Genomic DNA, 16230 nt, shown 5'->3' on the forward strand with positions numbered 1-16230 from the left:
CGAGTCGTCCACGCGTACGGGAATTCGCAGCCGCTGAATTCCCGTACGTGACTCGTATATCCAAAGCTCCTCCGGTGCCCCGCATCCAACAGCCCCGCAAGCTAAGCGGGGCACCGGAAGGAACCCCCATCGCAAACTTCTGCACAACCTCCCGCCGGGTCAGGCGGCGAAGGAGATGGTTCACGTGTCCGCTACGCCTGTTCTGGCGTTGCGCGGGGTCTCCAAGCGATTCGGTGCCGTCCAGGTGCTCACCGATGTAGAGCTTGAAGTCCACGCAGGTGAAGTAGTCGCCCTGGTGGGCGACAACGGCGCCGGAAAGTCCACGCTGGTCAAGACGATCGCCGGCGTGCACCCCATCGATGAGGGCTCCATCGAATGGGACGGCAAGACCGTTCAGATCAACCGCCCGCACGACGCCCAGAACCTGGGCGTCGCGACGGTCTACCAGGACCTCGCTCTCTGCGACAACATCGACGTCGTGGGCAACCTCTACCTGGGACGCGAGCTCAAGAAGCGCGGTGTCCTGGACGAGGTCGAGATGGAGCGCCGCTCCCGCGAGCTGCTGGACACCCTGTCCATCCGCATCCCCAGCGTCCGCATCCCGATCGCCTCGCTCTCCGGCGGTCAGCGCCAGACCGTGGCGATCGCCCGCTCGATGCTCGGTGAGCCCAAGCTCGTCATCCTCGACGAGCCCACCGCGGCCCTCGGCGTCGAGCAGACCGCCCAGGTCCTCGACCTGGTCGAGCGGCTCCGCGAGCGGGGCCACGCGGTCATCCTCATCAGCCACAACATGGCTGACGTGAAGGCCGTGGCCGACAAGGTCGCCGTCCTGCGCCTCGGGCGCAACAACGGTGTCTTCGAGGTCAAGTCGACCTCGCAGGAAGAGATCATTTCCGCCATCACGGGCGCCACGGAGAACGCCGTGACCCGTCGGGCGGCGCGCAGCGGGGAGGCTCAGAAGTGAGCATCGACAAGACTTCTGAGACCGTTTCCCACGAGGTGGAGAACAAGGCGGCGGCCACCAAGGCCGTCACCGCCGTCGACCCGCGTCTGCTCGTCCGCGAGCAGGGCCTCGCCGGTTACGTCGGCGAGTTCAAGCGCAAGATGAAGTCCGGCGACCTGGGCTCGATCCCCGTCGTCATCGGCCTGATCGTCATCTGGGCGATCTTCGCGAGCCTGAACTCGAACTTCCTCACCGCGGGCAACCTGTCCGACATCTCCGTCGCCATGGTCGGCACGGGCATGATCGCGGTCGGCATCGTCTTCGTGCTGCTGCTGGGTGAGATCGACCTGTCGGTCGGTTCGCTCTCCGGTGTCGCCGGTGCCACGTTCGCCGTGCTCAGCGTCACCCACGGCATGAACGAGTGGCTCGCGTTCGTCCTGGCCATCCTCACCGGCACGGTCGCCGGCGCGATCCAGGGCTTCGTCTTCGCGCGCATCGGCGTGCCGGCCTTCGCCGTCACCCTGGCGGGTCTGCTGTTCTGGAACGGCCTCATGCTCCAGATCCTCGGCAGCAACGGCACCATCAACCTGGACAGCGAGGGCGTCGTCGCCAAGCTGACCAGCTACTACTTCACCGATGTCGCCGCCGCCTACGTGCTCGCGATCGTCGTGACCGCCGGGTTCTTCGCCAGCTCCTTCTTCGGCAACAAGCGCCGCGAGGCGGCCGGTGTGCCGTCCCGCCCCGTGAGCGAGACCATCGCGCGCACGGTGCTGCTGGGCATCCTCGCCTTCGCCGTGGCGATCATGTACAACCAGTACAAGGGTCTGCCGCTCGCCGTGGTGATCTTCCTCGCGGTCCTGCTGGTCTCGGACTTCGTGCTGCGCCGCACCGCCTTCGGCCGGAAGATCTTCGCGCTCGGCGGCAGCGTCGAGGCTTCCCGCCGTGCCGGTATCAACGTCGAGCTGATCCGCATCTCGGTCTTCTCGATCTCCGGTACCTTCGCCGCCCTCGGCGGTCTGTTCATCGCCTCGAAGATCGCCTCCGCCAACCAGGGCGCGGGCGCCGGTGACCTCCTGATGAACGCCATCGCGGCGGCCGTCATCGGTGGCACCAGCCTCTTCGGTGGCCGTGGCCGCACCTGGAACGCCCTGCTGGGTGTCCTGGTGATCGTCTCGATCCAGTACGGTCTGGCCCTGCAGGGCATCGCCTCGCCGGTCCAGTACATGATCACCGGTGGCGTTCTGCTCGCCACGGTCGTCATCGACGCCGTCACCCGCAAGACCCAGAAGTCCGCGGGTCGCGCGTAGGGTTTAACCCTCAAACGCCTGTGCCCGGCACCAATGGCGGTGCCGGGCACAGTCACGTCCGGACGGGAACGCTTGTTCCCGTCCGGTTGGGCCGTTCGTGTGGCGTGGATCGCCGGACCCGGCCCGCGCCCGAAAAGGCGGAACATTAGACTCGACGAACCCGGCAACAGCTCGATCACTGCAAGGAGGCACGGGTGGCGCTGCTGACCCGCATCACGGGACCGCGCGATCTGGACCGGCTGACCCTGGAGCAGCTCGACCAGCTGGCCGGGGAGATCCGGACCTTCCTCGTCGACGCGGTCTCCAAGACCGGTGGCCATCTCGGCCCCAACCTCGGCGTCGTGGAGCTGACCATCGCCCTGCACCGCGTCTTCGAGTCGCCGAAGGACAGGGTGCTGTGGGACACGGGACACCAGTCCTACGTCCACAAGCTGCTCACCGGCCGCCAGGACTTCTCCCGGCTGAAGATGAAGGGCGGCCTGTCCGGCTACCCCGCGCAGGCCGAGTCCGAGCACGACGTCATCGAGAACTCGCACGCCTCCACCGTCCTCGGCTGGGCCGACGGACTGGCGAAGGCGAACGAGGTCCTCGGCAGGAACGACCACGTGGTCGCCGTCATCGGCGACGGCGCGCTCACCGGCGGCATGGCCTGGGAGGCGCTGAACAACATCGCCGACGCCAAGGACCGCCCGCTGGTCATCGTCGTCAACGACAACGAGCGCTCGTACGCGCCGACCATCGGCGGCCTCGCCAACCACCTGGCGACCCTGCGCACCACCGACGGCTACGAGCGCTTCCTGGCCCGTGGCAAGGACATCCTGGAGCGCACGCCGGTCGTCGGCAAGCCGCTCTACGAGACCCTGCACGGCGCGAAGAAGGGCCTGAAGGACTTCATCGCCCCGCAGGGCATGTTCGAGGACCTCGGACTGAAGTACGTCGGCCCGATCGACGGCCACGACATCGAGGCGCTGGAGTCGGCCCTCGCCCGCGCCAAGCGCTTCGGCGGCCCGGTCATCGTGCACTGCCTGACCGAGAAGGGCCGCGGCTACCAGCCGGCCCTCCAGGACGAGGCGGACCGCTTCCACGCCGTCGGCAAGATCCACCCGGACACGGGCCTGCCCATCGCCTCCTCCGGCGCGGACTGGACCTCCGTCTTCGGCGAGGAGATGGTGGCGCTCGGCAAGGAGCGCGAGGACATCGTCGCGATCACCGCCGCGATGCTCCAGCCGGTCGGCCTCGACCGGTTCGCCAAGGCATTCCCCAAGCGGGTCTACGACGTCGGCATCGCCGAGCAGCACGCCGCCGTCTCCGCGGCCGGCCTCGCCACCGGCGGACTGCACCCCGTCTTCGCCGTCTACGCGACCTTCCTGAACCGCGCCTTCGACCAGGTCCTGATGGACGTGGCCCTGCACAAGTGCGGTGTCACCTTCGTCCTGGACCGTGCGGGAGTCACCGGCACGGACGGCGCCTCGCACAACGGCATGTGGGACATGTCCATCCTCCAGGTCGTGCCGGGCCTCAGGCTCGCCGCGCCGCGCGACGCCGACCAGGTCCGCGCCCAGCTCCGCGAGGCCGTCGAGGTGAAGGACGCGCCCACCGTGGTGCGCTTCTCCAAGGGCGCGGTCGGCCCGGCCGTCCCCGCCCTGCGCAGGGTCGGCGGCATGGACGTCCTGCGGGAGCCCGGCACCGACACGCCCGACGTGCTGCTGGTCTCCGTCGGCGCGCTCGCCCCGATGTGCCTGGAGATCGCCGCGCTGCTGGACCGCCAGGGCATCTCCACCACCGTCGTGGACCCGCGCTGGGTCAAGCCGGTGGACGAGGCCATGGCACCGCTCGCCGAGCAGCACCGCGTGGTCGTCACCGTCGAGGACAACTCCCGGGTCGGCGGTGTCGGCTCGGCCGTCGCGCAGGCCCTGCGCGACGCGGGCGTCGACATCCCGCTGCGCGACTTCGGCATCCCGCCGCGCTTCCTCGACCACGCCTCCCGCGCGGAGGTCATGGCCGAGATCGGGCTGACCGCTCCGGACATCGCCCGGCAGGTCACCGGCCTCGTCGCCAAGCTCGACGGCCGTTTCCACGGCAGCGACGCGCAGGCCGTGGACGCGGTACAGCCCGCGCGCGACTGACGCATCCCGGCACGGCCGATGGGCCGGTTTCAGCACCCTGTACGGGTGGTGGAACCGGCCTTTCTGCGTGATGGGTGCCGCTTCGGGGGCATACGTGCTACCTGCCCTTTCGGTCACGTCGAGGACGACAAGCGTGGGAGGTACGTCCGTGAGCAACGCCCTCTTCAGGACGAAAAGGGTCGAACAATCGATTCTTGACACCGAGGAGCCGGAGCACGCGCTCAAGAAGTCGCTGTCCGCCCTGGACCTCACCGTGTTCGGTGTCGGTGTCATCATCGGCACCGGCATCTTCGTCCTCACCGGCAAGGTGGCCAAGGAGAACGCGGGGCCGGCGGTCTCGCTGGCCTTCGTCGCCGCGGGTGTCGCCTGCGCCCTGGCGGCCCTGTGCTACGCGGAATTCGCCTCCACGGTCCCGGTCGCGGGGTCCGCGTACACGTTCTCCTACGCCTCCCTCGGCGAACTGCCCGCCTGGATCATCGGCTGGGACCTGGTTCTGGAGTTCGCGCTCGGCACGGCGGTGGTGGCCGTCGGCTGGTCCGGCTACGTGCGCTCGCTGATGGACAACGCGGGCTGGCACCTTCCCGACTCGCTCGGCGGGCGCGAGGGGGCGGACGGGTTCGGTTTCGACATCCTCGCCGCCGCACTGGTGCTGGTGCTCACCGCCATCCTCGTCATCGGCGTGAAGCTCTCCGCCCGGATCACCACGCTGGTCGTCGCGATCAAGGTCACCGTCGTCCTGGTCGTGATCATCGCGGGCGCCTTCTTCATCAAGGGCGACAACTACAAGCCGTTCATCCCCGACGCGCAGGCCGTGGAGGCGGGCAGCGGCATCAAGTCACCGCTGATCCAGCTCATGTTCGGCTGGGCGCCGACCAACTTCGGAGTGATGGGCATCTTCACCGCGGCCTCCGTGGTGTTCTTCGCCTTCATCGGCTTCGACGTGGTCGCCACGGCCGCCGAGGAGACGAAGAACCCGCAGCGCGACATGCCCCGCGGCATCCTCGGCTCGCTGATCATCTGCACCACGCTCTACGTCCTCGTGTCGATCGTGGTCACGGGCATGCAGCACTACAGCGAGCTGTCCATCGACGCCCCGCTCGCCGACGCGTTCAAGGCCACCGGGCACCCCTGGTACGCGGGCTTCATCAGCTTCGGTGCCGCCGTCGGACTGACCACGGTCTGCATGATCCTGCTGCTCGGCCAGACCCGGGTGTTCTTCGCGATGAGCCGCGACGGACTGCTGCCGCGCTTCTTCTCCCGCGTCCACCCGAAGTTCCGCACCCCGCACCGGCCGACCATCCTGCTCGGCGTCGTCATCGCGATCCTCGCCGGCTTCACCACCCTCAGCGAACTGGCGGAGCTGGTGAACATCGGCACGCTCTTCGCCTTCATCGTGGTCGCGGTCGGCGTCGTCGTCCTCCGCCACACCCGTCCCGACCTGCACCGGGCCTTCCGCACCCCGTGGGTGCCGTTCGTGCCGATCCTCTCGGTGCTCGCGACGCTGTGGCTGATGCTGAACCTGCCGGCGGAGACCTGGCTGCGGTTCGCGATCTGGATGGTGATCGGCGTCGTCGTCTACTTCCTCTACGGGCGCCGGCACAGCCTTCTGCAGCGTCAGCCCGAGGGGGGTGCGGACGGCACCCGGATCCCGCCCGGCGGCGCGGCGGGCTGACCGCCCCCACCTGCCCACCGGCCCCGTGCCCGGCGCCCGCCGTCCGGCACGGGGCCGCCGCACGTCCGTACCCGCGGACCGGATCCCGGTGTTCCGCTGTCGGGCGCCAGTGCCCGCGAGCCCCGCTCCCGGCGCCGCGCCGTCGTACGCCTCTGCCCGACGGTCCCGCTCCCGGGCCCCGCTCCCGGACGTGCGCGGCGGCCGGTGTCAGGACCGGGGACGTACGGTGCGCGGGCCCGTGACCTCGGCGCCCAGGCCGGTGACGCGCCGGCGCAGCTCGCGGTCGGCCGTGACCACGAGACAGGGGCGCTCCCGCGCCCCGGCCACCAGCTCCACGACGCGGTCGTCTCCGCTGCCCGGCGCCTCGTCCACCCGGACCCCCGGGACGGAGTCCACCCCGCGTGCCGCGCCCTCCACCACCAGGACGATCTCCAGCGGGCCGGGGCGGCCGGGAAGACCCGGCCGGGCCAGGTCCGCCAAACCGTCCCTGAGCCGCTCGGCGGCACCGCGGCGGTCCCGCCACCAGCCGTCCGGCACGGAACCCACCACGTTGGCACCGTCCACGACGAGCAGGGTCGTCGCCTCCCGCGGAGTCGTCACGTCCTCACTCCGCCGGAGCGCCGTCGGCCCAGCGCCGGGTGACGACCGAGACGGCCTCGGCCACCCGGGCCGCCCGCCGGGCGTCCGACCGCGGCCCCGGCGCGAACTCCACGTGGAGGAACGGAACCCCGGCGTCGGCGGCCTCCCGCCCCTGGACGTTCTCGCGCCCGGCGAGCGGACAGGAGCGGACCCAGGCCCGGCACACGTCGAAGTGCCGGTCCCGCAGCGCGTCGGCGAGCAGGCGGCCCGCCGGCCGGCCGGCGGTTCCGGCACCGGCCGAGGCGATCACGTCGTAGCGCGGGGCGGACTTCCGGGCGAACCCGTGGATCTGGACGCCCGGGATCCGGCGCCCGGCGAGTTCGGCGCAGATCGCGTGGAAGACCGTGTCCCGACGGTGCGCCACGTCCGCGGCGTTGCCCTCCCCGGATTCGCGATGTGCTCCCGCAATGACCAGGATGCCGCCGGGCGCGCCTCTCAGGACCCGTACGCCCATGAGCTCCGTGCTCTCGTCCGAGACCGGATGGGGCACTTGCGCGGACCATCGGACGGGGTGGTCGAGGTCGACGAAGACGCGGCCCCAGCCGCGCGGCGAGGGTCCCTGGTCGACGCGGTCGTACACCTCTGCGAATCTGCGGCCGGTGGCGCTGTCGACGAGGGTATGCACGCCGAAGTCGACCTCACCCAGCCGCTGTTCGGCTTGCTCACGGTGATGGTCGAGGAGCAGTGCCACCCCCTCGGTGACGGCCTGCCGCTCGCTCCGGGAGGGGGGCCGGAACGCGCCGTGCGGCGAGAACCGGTCGGTGTAGGCCGACACGGCACGGGTCAGGTCCACGGCCGGCGGACCGTCCGCGCGGTGGGCCGGGGTGTCCCCGCCGGTGTCGCGGGTGTCGAGCAGTGCGACCGCTCCCCATCCGGCGAGGGCGGCGAGAAGCAAGAGAAGTGTTGCGATCGTTATCGTTCTGGAGCTGTATGCCCTCATGGTTGTATCAAGATATCTCGGTGACCAGACGCCGCAGCCGCCGCACCTTGCCCATCCTCCTGGCCCCCGCCCTCCTCGTCTCCGCCCTGGCGGGATGCGGTCTCGTCGGGGACGGCGGTGACTCCGGCTCCGGGTCGAAGGGGGGCGGACGCTCGTTCACCGTGGCCGCGGCCGGTGACATCCTGGTCCATCCCCAGCTGATCGACCAGGCGACCGCGGACGCCGAGGAGACCGGCCGGGGCGTCCAGGGCCTGGACTTCGGGCCGCTCATGGCCGGGATCAAGCCGGTGATCAGCAAGGCCGACCTGGCGATCTGTCACATGGAACCGGTGATGGGCAAGCCGAAGGGCCCCTTCGAGAGCTACCCCAACTTCCTCATCCCGCCGCAGATAGCCGGGACCCTCAAGGACGTCGGCTACGACACCTGCTCGACCGCCTCCAACCACTCGATCGACCACGGGTACGAGGGCGTCAAGCGGACCCTGGACACCCTGGACGCGGCGGGCCTCGAGCACACGGGCTCCTTCCGCACGAAGAAGGACGCGCTCACCCCGCTGGTCATGGACGTCAAGGGCGTCAAGGTGGCGCAGATCTCCTTCGCCTTCGGCTTCAACGCGCACGAGCTGCCCAAGGACAAGCCGTGGCTGGTCAACCAGAACGACCTGGGCCGGATCGAGGCGGCGGAGAAGCAGGCCCGTGAGGCCGGTGCCGAGGTCGTCATCCTCTCCATCCACTGGGGCCGTGAGCACCACCCCAACCCCTCGACCCCGCAGCTGAAGTTCGCCCGGCAGCTGGCCCGGCAGACCGGGATCGACCTGATCATCGGGCACCACGCGCACGTCGTGCAGCCGATGGAGAAGGTCGACGGCACCTGGATCGCGTACGGCCTCGGCAACCAGGTCGCGCGCCACGACGTGCCGACCGGACTCACCGAGGAGGGTGTGATCGGCTGGTTCACCTTCACCGAGAGCGGCGGTGAGTGGCGGGTCGAGCCCCGCTACGAGCCGACCCTCGTGGAGATCCCGCCGGACCCCGAGATCGGTGAGGACGGCACCCCGGCCGAGCCCGCGAAGGGGCAGGTCGAGGACTACCGGCTGGTGGACGTGGCGGCCGAGCTCGAGCGGGACGACCTGAGCGACCAGGAGCGGTCCCGCCTCCGGCTGGCCTTCGAGCGGACCGAGGGGACGATGCTCAACCGCGGAGCGGCGAAGGACGGACTGAAGCCCCTGACGGAGCTGCCGGGCTGAGGCCGCCCGGCGCCAGGACCGGCGCCCGGCCCGACTGGGCCGGGCGCCGCACTGCGTCCGGGGGGTGCCGGACCGCTTCCGGAGCGGGCGCCGGACTGCCATATGTGAAGGAAAGTGCCCGTTTGCGTGCTGCTGTTGCTCAGATCACGTTGAATCGGCACAACTTCTCGCCGACCCCGCTTGTCTGACACGCCGCAGAGACACAGGTTCCCCATCCGTGCCCCTGCGTCGCACCCGCACCTGCGCCCCGTTCGCGAGCAGACCGACCCGCGCTCGTTCGCCCGTACAACCGCTTGAGAGGACCAGTCCGTTGGCGTCATCGCCCCCGGCCCGGCAGCACCGTGCTCGCCGCAGAGCTGATATGTCGCTGCTTGGCGGCATACGACCGCCCATAGCGGTCCTGTCGGCGCTCCTCCTCTCGCTCGCGGCCGTCACGGCGCTCGTGCTCGGCCCGGCCGGCGACACCCGGCTGCCCAAGGCCGTCCAGACCTCGCAGCAGCACTTCGCGGAGGACGGCGCGATCGCCCTGCGCGCCTCCATCGACGAGTCGGTGACCGACCTCGACCGCTCCGCCGCACTGTTCAGCGCGGGTGCGCCCGTGTCCGGCGACACCGTTCTCGACAAACTGGGCAACACGTACCAGAAGTGGATGGGTACGGCCGTCATCGAGATCCGGTCGGGCAAGCTCGTCGCGACCCGCGGCGAGACCGTCCCGCTCACCTCCCTCGACCGGTCCACGCTGAGCGACGAGGGCGGTCTCGCGCCCCGCATGGTGCGCCTGGAGAACGGCGAGGTCCGGCTGCTGTCCTTCGCCCTGCTGTCCTGGCCGGGCAAGCCCCAGCTCCTCCTCGTGGCCTCCAACAGCCTCAAGTTCCCCGGCATCAGCCTCGGACAGTTCCGTTCCATCGCGGTCGTGGACCGCTCCGGAACGATCCTCAGCAGCGACGGCATCCCCGAGCCCGAGCAGGTCCTCACCGACCTCCAGCGCGAGGAGGTGGCCGCCGCCAACAAGCAGCTCAAGTCGTTCGCGAAGACGGCCGCCGCCAAGGCGGGCGACCACCCGCAGAGCACCAAGGAGCCCGGATCCGGCGGCTACCTGGGCGTGAGCGGCAGCCTGCTCGGCGGCACCTTCCTCAGCGACCGGTCCGTCGGCGGATACGCCTCGCTCACCGCGACGGAGCCCGGCGAGACCACCACCGCGACCGCCCTCGGCCTCACCGTGGTCGCCATGGTGAAGGTCGCCGAGGACCCCACCCGCTCCACCTCTCCCGCCTTCGGGCTGATCGCGGCCGGCGCCCTCCTGGCCATCGGCGGCCTCGCCGTCGCCGTCCTGCTCGGCACCGTGCAGCGGCCCCTCATCCGGCTCTTCCTGGAGTCGCGCCGCCTCACCCGCGGAGACCTGACGCGCCCGGTGAACGTCCCCGGTTACGGCGAGGCCCGCAGGATCGGCACGGCCCTGGAGCGCCTGCGCGGCCAGCTCCTCGGCGAGCCCGCCGAGCGAAACGATTCCCCCGCCGCCCCGCGCGGCCTGCGCCGCATCGGCGCCCGCGGGCACCTCGTCGTCTGCGCGGTCCTGCTGCTCGCCTGGTCGGCCCCGCTGCTGCTCCTGCTCAACCGGGCCGACGGCACCGTCGTCGTACCGCAGCAGCTCGTGAACGACCAGCGCGAACGCACCGACACGCTCACCGACCGGGTGCGCCGCGCGCTCAACGAGGGCGAGGCCGACCTCCTGTCCGTGGCCACGCTGATCGGCAACCGCACCAGCTCCGACGACATGACGACGGTGCTGGAGCGCACGCTCAACCAGCACCTGCGCTACCAGTCGCTCTACGTCGTCGACGCCTCCGGCGAGGTGGTCGCCCAGGTCGGCGACGATCCCCACGCGGCCCGGTCCAAGCCGGTCACCGCCGACCCCATCCAGCTCCTCGGCCGGGGCGGCAAGAAGCCACTGGTGGTCGGCACCGCCGAGATCCCCGGCCGGGACGGATCCGCGCTGGTGGGCGAGTTCCGGATCGACTTCCTCAACTCCATGCTCAAGAGGCCCGGCCTCGGTGTCGTACGCCTCGTCGACGACGAGGGCAAGGTCATCGCCGGCAACACCGGCTACCTCGCCTTCCAGTCCCTGCCCAACGAGCGTCTGAAGGACCTGGTCTTCGCGTCCGGCCAGAAGGTCGGCAAGTCCGCCCACGCCGCCGGCGTCCTCTACCGCGACGGCGGGGTGCAGATCGCCGCCGCGGCTCCCTTCGTGGGAGGCGGCGCCGCCAAGCAGCTCGGCTGGACCGTCGTGAGCTGGCAGCCCGCCGACCGGCTCGCCATCCCCGAGTACGACGTGCAGCACCGCACGGTGCTCGCCGGACTGCTGGGCGTCGCCGCGGCGGCCGCCTGCCTCGGCTGGATGCACATCGTCGTGGCCCGGCCGCTGCGCGTCCTGGCCGGGCAGGCCGAGGCGCTGGCCGACGGGGACCGCAAGACCGTCCTGTTCCCGCGCAACCACGACGAGGTCGGCGCGGTCACCCGCTCCCTGGAGCTCGTCCGCCAGCAGCTCCAGGGACAGCGCAGACAGCAGCCGTCCGGGCGCCGCGGCGCTCCGGACACCGCTCCCCAGCAGCACGTAAGGAACTGATCGGCCGTGCTCTTCCTCTACACCGTCCTGATGGTGTGCTGCGCGATCCTGCTGGTGGCGGGCATCGTCGAACAGCGGCGGCACTTCACCAACCTGGACAGCATCCCGACCCGCGTGCTGGTCAACGGCATCCGCGGCAAGTCGTCCATCACCCGCCTCTGCGCGGGCGCGCTGCGCGGCGGCGACCTGGTCACCGTCGCCAAGACGACCGGTACGGCGGCCCGGTTCATCCACCCCGACGCCACCGAGGAGCCGGTCTACCGCAAGTTCGGCATCGCCAACGTCGTCGAGCAGATCGGCATCGTCCGGCGCGCGGCCGCGTACAACCCGGACGCCCTGGTCATCGAGTGCATGGCCGTCATGCCGGCCCTCCAGGAGATCAACCAGTCCAAGCTGATCCGCTCCACGATCGGCGTCCTGTGCAACGTCCGTGAGGACCACCTCGCCGAGATGGGCCCCACCCTCGACGACGTGGCCCGTTCGCTCTCCCGCTCCATGCCGGAGGGCGGCATCTGCGTCACCGCCGAGCAGGAGCGCTTCGCGATCCTCCAGGAGGAGGCCGACTCGCGGAACTGCGAGCTGATCTACGCCGACCCCGAGACCGTCACGGACGAGGAGCTGCGCGGCTTCAGCTGGTTCACGTTCAAGGAGAACGTGGCGATCGCGCTCAAGGTCGCCGAACTCCTCGGCGTGGAGCGGCAGACGGCCCTCCAGGGCATGTACGACGCGCCGCCGGACCCCGGTGTCCTGTCCGTCGAGCGGTATGTCACCGAGGACGGCAAGAAGCTCCGCTTCGCCAACGTGTTCGCGGCCAACGACCCCGAGTCGACGCTGATGAACATCAACCAGCTCCTCGACCTCGGCGCGATCCACCGTCCGCTCAACGTGGTCATCAACTGCCGTCCCGACCGTGTCGAGCGCAACGGCCAGATGGGCGAGATCATCCCCGAGCTGGACCCCGACAAGGTCTTCGTGATCGGCCACCCGGCCAAGAGCGCCATCGACGCGATCCCCGCGGAGTACCGCGGTCGCGCGGTCGACCTCGGCGGCGACAAGCGCGACGCCGAGGAGTTCATGGGCCTGCTCCTCGGAGAGCTGGGCGCGGACACCTCGCTGGTGGCCATCGGCAACATCCACGGCCAGGGCGAGCACCTGCTGGAGCACCTCGCCGAACTCCCCGCGGACGAGAGCGGGGACGACGCCGGGGACGCGTACCTGCCCGGCGACGACACCCGCGGGGCCCGTGACACGGCGGCCGACGAGCGGCGGCCGGAACCGGCCGTGCGCGAGCACGTCGAGACCATGCAGCTCTACGCCCCGCGGATCGACCCCTACCAGCGGTACTCGGAGGCGTACGAGAACCGGTACGCGCCCCGGACCGAGGTCCCCGCGCAGCGGAGCGCGGACGACCCGTACCCGCAGCAGGGCCGGAGGCGGGCCCGCCTCGACCACACCCAGCAGCCCCGCCGGCAGCAGGCACCCCAGCCGGACGCCCGCCCGGAGCAGGCGCAGCCGGGTGTCCCTCCGGAGCAGCAGGTCCCGGTCGGCCGGCCGCAGCAGCAGCCGCACCACGACGGCCGGCCCGAGCAGGCGCAGCCGGACGTCCGCCCGGAGCAGGCGCAGCCGGGTGCCCGTCCGGAGCAGCAGCTCCCGGACGACCGGACGCAGCAGCCGCTTCCGAGGCGCCGGCCGGAGCAGCCCCTCCGGCGGGGACAGGCCGAGCAGCCGCGTCAGGACGCCCTTCCGGAGCGGCCGCGCCGGCCCGAGCGGGGCCGTGAGCCCTGGCCGGACCTGTCGCAGGACCCCGGCGGCACACCTCCGGCGCAGCCCGGCTCCGGTGAACAGCCCCGCCCCCGGGGCCTGTTCGAACCCCGCGTCCCTCTCGCACAGCCCACCGACGACCCCCAGCAGTGGCCCAGCCCAGGAGAGCCCCGTTGATCCCCTCCGTCCTCACCCCCGAGATCGCCGCGATCGGCATCGGCCTGGGCCTGATGTTCTCGCTGATCTGCTACCTCACGACCAACCTCTCGCCCGGCGGCATGATCACCCCGGGCTGGCTGGCCCTCACCCTCATCGAGGACCTCCAGCGCGCCGCGCTCGTCGTCGGCGTGACCGTCCTGACGTACGTCACCACGCTGCTGCTCCAGCGCTTCGTGATCCTCTACGGCAAGCGGCTGTTCGCGGCCGTCGTGCTCAGCGGCGTCCTGATCCAGGCCACCGTGATCATCGTGCTCCAGATGGAGTTCCCGCTGCTCTACGCCAACCAGACCCTCGGCTTCATCGTCCCCGGTCTCGTCGGCTACCAGCTCGTGCGTCAGCCCAAGGGAGCCACGCTGCTGTCGACCGGCACCGTCACGCTCGCCACGTACGTCGTGCTGACCGCCGGAATCCTCCTCGGCGCCATGCCCTCCGCCTGAGCCGTCCGCCCCACCCGCAATCCCTGGAGCCGTCACCATGCCGAAGCGCAAAGGCCGTCCCGTCCTCCACGCTGCCACGGTCATCGCGCTGCTCGCGGGCAGCGCGTACTTCACCTTCGAACTCCGCAAGGACGAGGAGGCGAAGGTCCCGGCCGTACAGTCCGTCACCGACAAGCCCGACCTCGAGAACTCCGGCAAGGCCACCGGGAAGCAGACCTGGGAGCGTCTGAACAACCCGACGCGCTCCGTGCTGCGCGGCGAGAACGGCGACATCCTCGCCACCTTCACCGACGGCGCCCGCACCGCGACCCTCAGGGGCCCCTCCCGCACCTTCACCGAGCCGGCCAACACCCAGTCCCGCGTGGTCACCCAGGACTGGGTGCGCCTGATGCCGGAAGCGTGGCGCCAGGGTGCGGAGAAGGAGAAGTGGTTCAAGGACTGGTTCAAGGAGTTCTACGGCAGCGAGACCGACGACGTCTTCGCCATGGCGTTCCAGTACGTCGAGGGCGCGCCGGTGAAGAAGGACGACGAGGGCGTCCCGTACGCGGGCGACGCGGTCTTCGGCCCGTTCAAGGAGGACGGCGTCGACCGCCTCGAACAGAACGACTTCTACGACTACCTGGGCATCAACTACACCTTCCGCGACGGCACTTCGATGGTGGCGCGCAAGGAGCGCTACCGCGCCCTGGACTGCTCCGGGTACATGCGCATGGTCTTGGGCTACCGGGCCCGCTATCCGCTGATGGCGACGAATCTCTCCGGTGACGGACTGCCGCGCAGCGCCGACGGCATGGCCCGCTCGAAGGTCGGCGTCGACGTCCTGAAGCTCTCCGGCCCGGCCCCCTGGTACACGCGCCCCAAGAACATCGACGTGGTCCAGCCCGGTGACCTCCTCTTCTTCAAGATGGACCACCGCACCGGCAACCACCTCGACCACGTCGCCCTGTACCTGGGAGTGGACACCGACGGCCACCGCGTCTTCATCTCCAGCCGCAAGGAGGTCAACGGGCCGACCATGGGCGACAAGGGCGGCGCCTCCCGCATCGACGGCAACGGCTTCTACGCCGGACTGCTGCGCAGCGCCAAGCGCCTGTGAACGGCTGACGGGCGGGGCGGGGTTCGGCGGGCGGCCCGCCCCGGACGGCCGGGCGGTCGTCCCGGATCACCGGGCGGTCGCCATGGATCACCGGGCGGCCCGTCCCCGTCTAAGGTGAAGCGGTGAACGTCGACTGGCTCATACGCGGTCGCGACGGCAGGCTCAGCGCGTACCTGCTGTCGGAGGCCACCGTCCGCTGCCGGGCGGAGCACGGACCCGGCGGCTCCTGGGACCCGCCCCGCACGGTGGGGGGCGAACAGCGCCTGCACTCCGTACTGGCCCTCGGCCAGGGTCCGGACCGCTACACCCACCTGGTCTCCTGGCGTCCGACGGTCAGGAACGAGTCGGGTCTCGTCCACTCGACCCACTTCCGGCCGGACCTCGCCGCCCTCGACTGGCACCCGATCGGTCACCCCGACCGCACGGGGGACCAGACGGGCAACCCCGCCGTCGCGGTCGACGCGCAGGGGCGCGCCCATGTCTTCGTGCGCAACAAGAGCGGCGGAGTCGGCATGATCGGCCAGAAGGAGAAGGGCGGCTGGGGGCCCTGGCGCGACCTCAAGGGGCATGACGTCCGCGGCGACCTGGCGGCCGTGACCGGGACGTCCGGCCTCGTCGAGCTGTACGCGGCCGTGCCCGGTGGCGTGCTGCACTGGAGCCAGGAGTCGCCGGGCGCGGTACCCGCCCTGGACGAGGCGCTGGAGGCACCGGTCCGCCCGGACACCCTGCAGGCACTCGCCACGTCCGCCGACTCCACCACGCTCTTCTACACCGACGAATCGGGCGACGTGTGCGCCTGGCGCCCCGGCACCAGGCCCGTGTCCCTGCTGGCCTCGGCCGGCCCGGGGCCCGTCCGGGTCATCCGCTGCCGACTCGACGGCCACGACTGCACGTTGCTCGCCCAGCGCGCGGCGAGCGGCAGGGTGGCCTTCGCCGCCTACCCGACCGAGGACGAGTCGGCGGGCGCGTGGTGGACCGAGTCGGGACCCGAACTCCCCGCCGACGCCCTGCTGGCGCTGACCGAGGACGAGGAGGGCCGGGTCGTCGCCGCGACGCTCTCCCCGGAGACCGGCGAACTCCGCGTCACCCGCCGCAAGGACGAGCCGGGCATCGCCCTGGAGGCATGGCGGACGGTCTGAGACCGGACGTACGGACGAGGGCCCGGCCGGTACCCCCCCGGGTACCCGCCCGGCCCCCGACGCGGGCGGGAAGCCCCCCGG

The 16230-nt window shown here is 71.0% G+C and carries 12 protein-coding genes; 10 read left to right on the plus strand and 2 right to left on the minus strand.

Going from position 1 to position 16230, the window contains the following annotated elements; genetic code table 11:
- Window positions 1–175: 175 nt before the first annotated feature.
- The 4 genes from ACFW6B_RS39035 to ACFW6B_RS39050 all read left to right on the plus strand — a co-directional run bounded on the left by ACFW6B_RS39035 (window position 176) and on the right by ACFW6B_RS39050 (window position 6048).
- Window positions 176–964, plus strand: coding sequence for an ATP-binding cassette domain-containing protein (locus tag ACFW6B_RS39035; protein WP_386604270.1), 789 nt, complete (start codon window positions 176–178; stop codon window positions 962–964).
- A complete protein-coding gene (locus ACFW6B_RS39040) occupies window positions 961–2250 on the plus strand; it encodes a sugar ABC transporter permease (RefSeq protein ID WP_386604272.1) in 1290 nt (429 codons plus the stop codon). Before ACFW6B_RS39035 ends, ACFW6B_RS39040 begins: the two co-directional genes overlap by 4 nt.
- Window positions 2251–2444: 194 nt before the next feature.
- On the plus strand, window positions 2445–4376 hold the full coding sequence (dxs, locus tag ACFW6B_RS39045) for a 1-deoxy-D-xylulose-5-phosphate synthase (RefSeq protein ID WP_386604274.1): 1932 nt from the start codon (window positions 2445–2447) through the stop codon (window positions 4374–4376).
- A 148-nt stretch (window positions 4377–4524) separates the two neighbouring features.
- Window positions 4525–6048, plus strand: coding sequence for an amino acid permease (locus ACFW6B_RS39050; RefSeq protein ID WP_386604276.1), 1524 nt, complete (start codon window positions 4525–4527; stop codon window positions 6046–6048).
- A 207-nt stretch (window positions 6049–6255) separates the two neighbouring features.
- Here the strand turns inward: ACFW6B_RS39050 and ACFW6B_RS39055 are convergent, their stop codons facing one another.
- Both ACFW6B_RS39055 and ACFW6B_RS39060 read right to left on the minus strand, forming a co-directional pair.
- Complete coding sequence (locus ACFW6B_RS39055; RefSeq protein WP_386604278.1) at window positions 6256–6648, minus strand: NTP pyrophosphohydrolase; 393 nt, start codon at window positions 6646–6648, stop codon at window positions 6256–6258.
- Window positions 6649–6652: 4 nt separating this feature from the next.
- Window positions 6653–7582 carry a hypothetical protein gene (locus ACFW6B_RS39060; protein WP_386604279.1) on the minus strand — a complete coding sequence of 310 codons (930 nt, stop codon included), beginning with the start codon at window positions 7580–7582 and terminating at the stop codon, window positions 6653–6655.
- A gap of 65 nt (window positions 7583–7647) precedes the next feature.
- Between ACFW6B_RS39060 and ACFW6B_RS39065 the strand changes: the two genes are divergently transcribed.
- The 6 genes from ACFW6B_RS39065 (at window position 7648) to ACFW6B_RS39090 (ending at window position 16149) form a co-directional block, all read left to right on the plus strand.
- A complete protein-coding gene (locus ACFW6B_RS39065; protein WP_386604281.1) occupies window positions 7648–8874 on the plus strand; it encodes a CapA family protein in 1227 nt (408 codons plus the stop codon).
- A gap of 361 nt (window positions 8875–9235) precedes the next feature.
- Window positions 9236–11497, plus strand: a complete 2262-nt coding sequence (locus ACFW6B_RS39070) for a HAMP domain-containing protein (RefSeq protein ID WP_386604283.1) — start codon at window positions 9236–9238, stop codon at window positions 11495–11497.
- Between the two features lie 6 nt (window positions 11498–11503).
- Entirely contained in the window at window positions 11504–13435 is a 1932-nt protein-coding gene (gene pgsB / locus ACFW6B_RS39075) for a poly-gamma-glutamate synthase PgsB (protein ID WP_386604286.1), read from the plus strand.
- Entirely contained in the window at window positions 13432–13914 is a 483-nt protein-coding gene (locus ACFW6B_RS39080) for a poly-gamma-glutamate biosynthesis protein PgsC/CapC (RefSeq protein WP_037621835.1), read from the plus strand. The genes pgsB and ACFW6B_RS39080 overlap by 4 nt, the downstream gene beginning before the upstream one ends.
- Before the next feature lie 37 nt (window positions 13915–13951).
- Window positions 13952–15010: an NlpC/P60 family protein gene (locus tag ACFW6B_RS39085; protein ID WP_386604288.1), complete on the plus strand. Its 1059-nt coding sequence runs from the start codon at window positions 13952–13954 to the stop codon at window positions 15008–15010.
- A gap of 122 nt (window positions 15011–15132) precedes the next feature.
- On the plus strand, window positions 15133–16149 hold the full coding sequence (locus ACFW6B_RS39090) for a hypothetical protein (RefSeq protein ID WP_386604290.1): 1017 nt from the start codon (window positions 15133–15135) through the stop codon (window positions 16147–16149).
- Window positions 16150–16230: the final 81 nt, after the last annotated feature.

It is taken from the genome of Streptomyces sp. NPDC058751, from assembly GCF_042746485.1.
Taxonomy (GTDB): Bacteria; Actinomycetota; Actinomycetes; order Streptomycetales; family Streptomycetaceae; genus Streptomyces.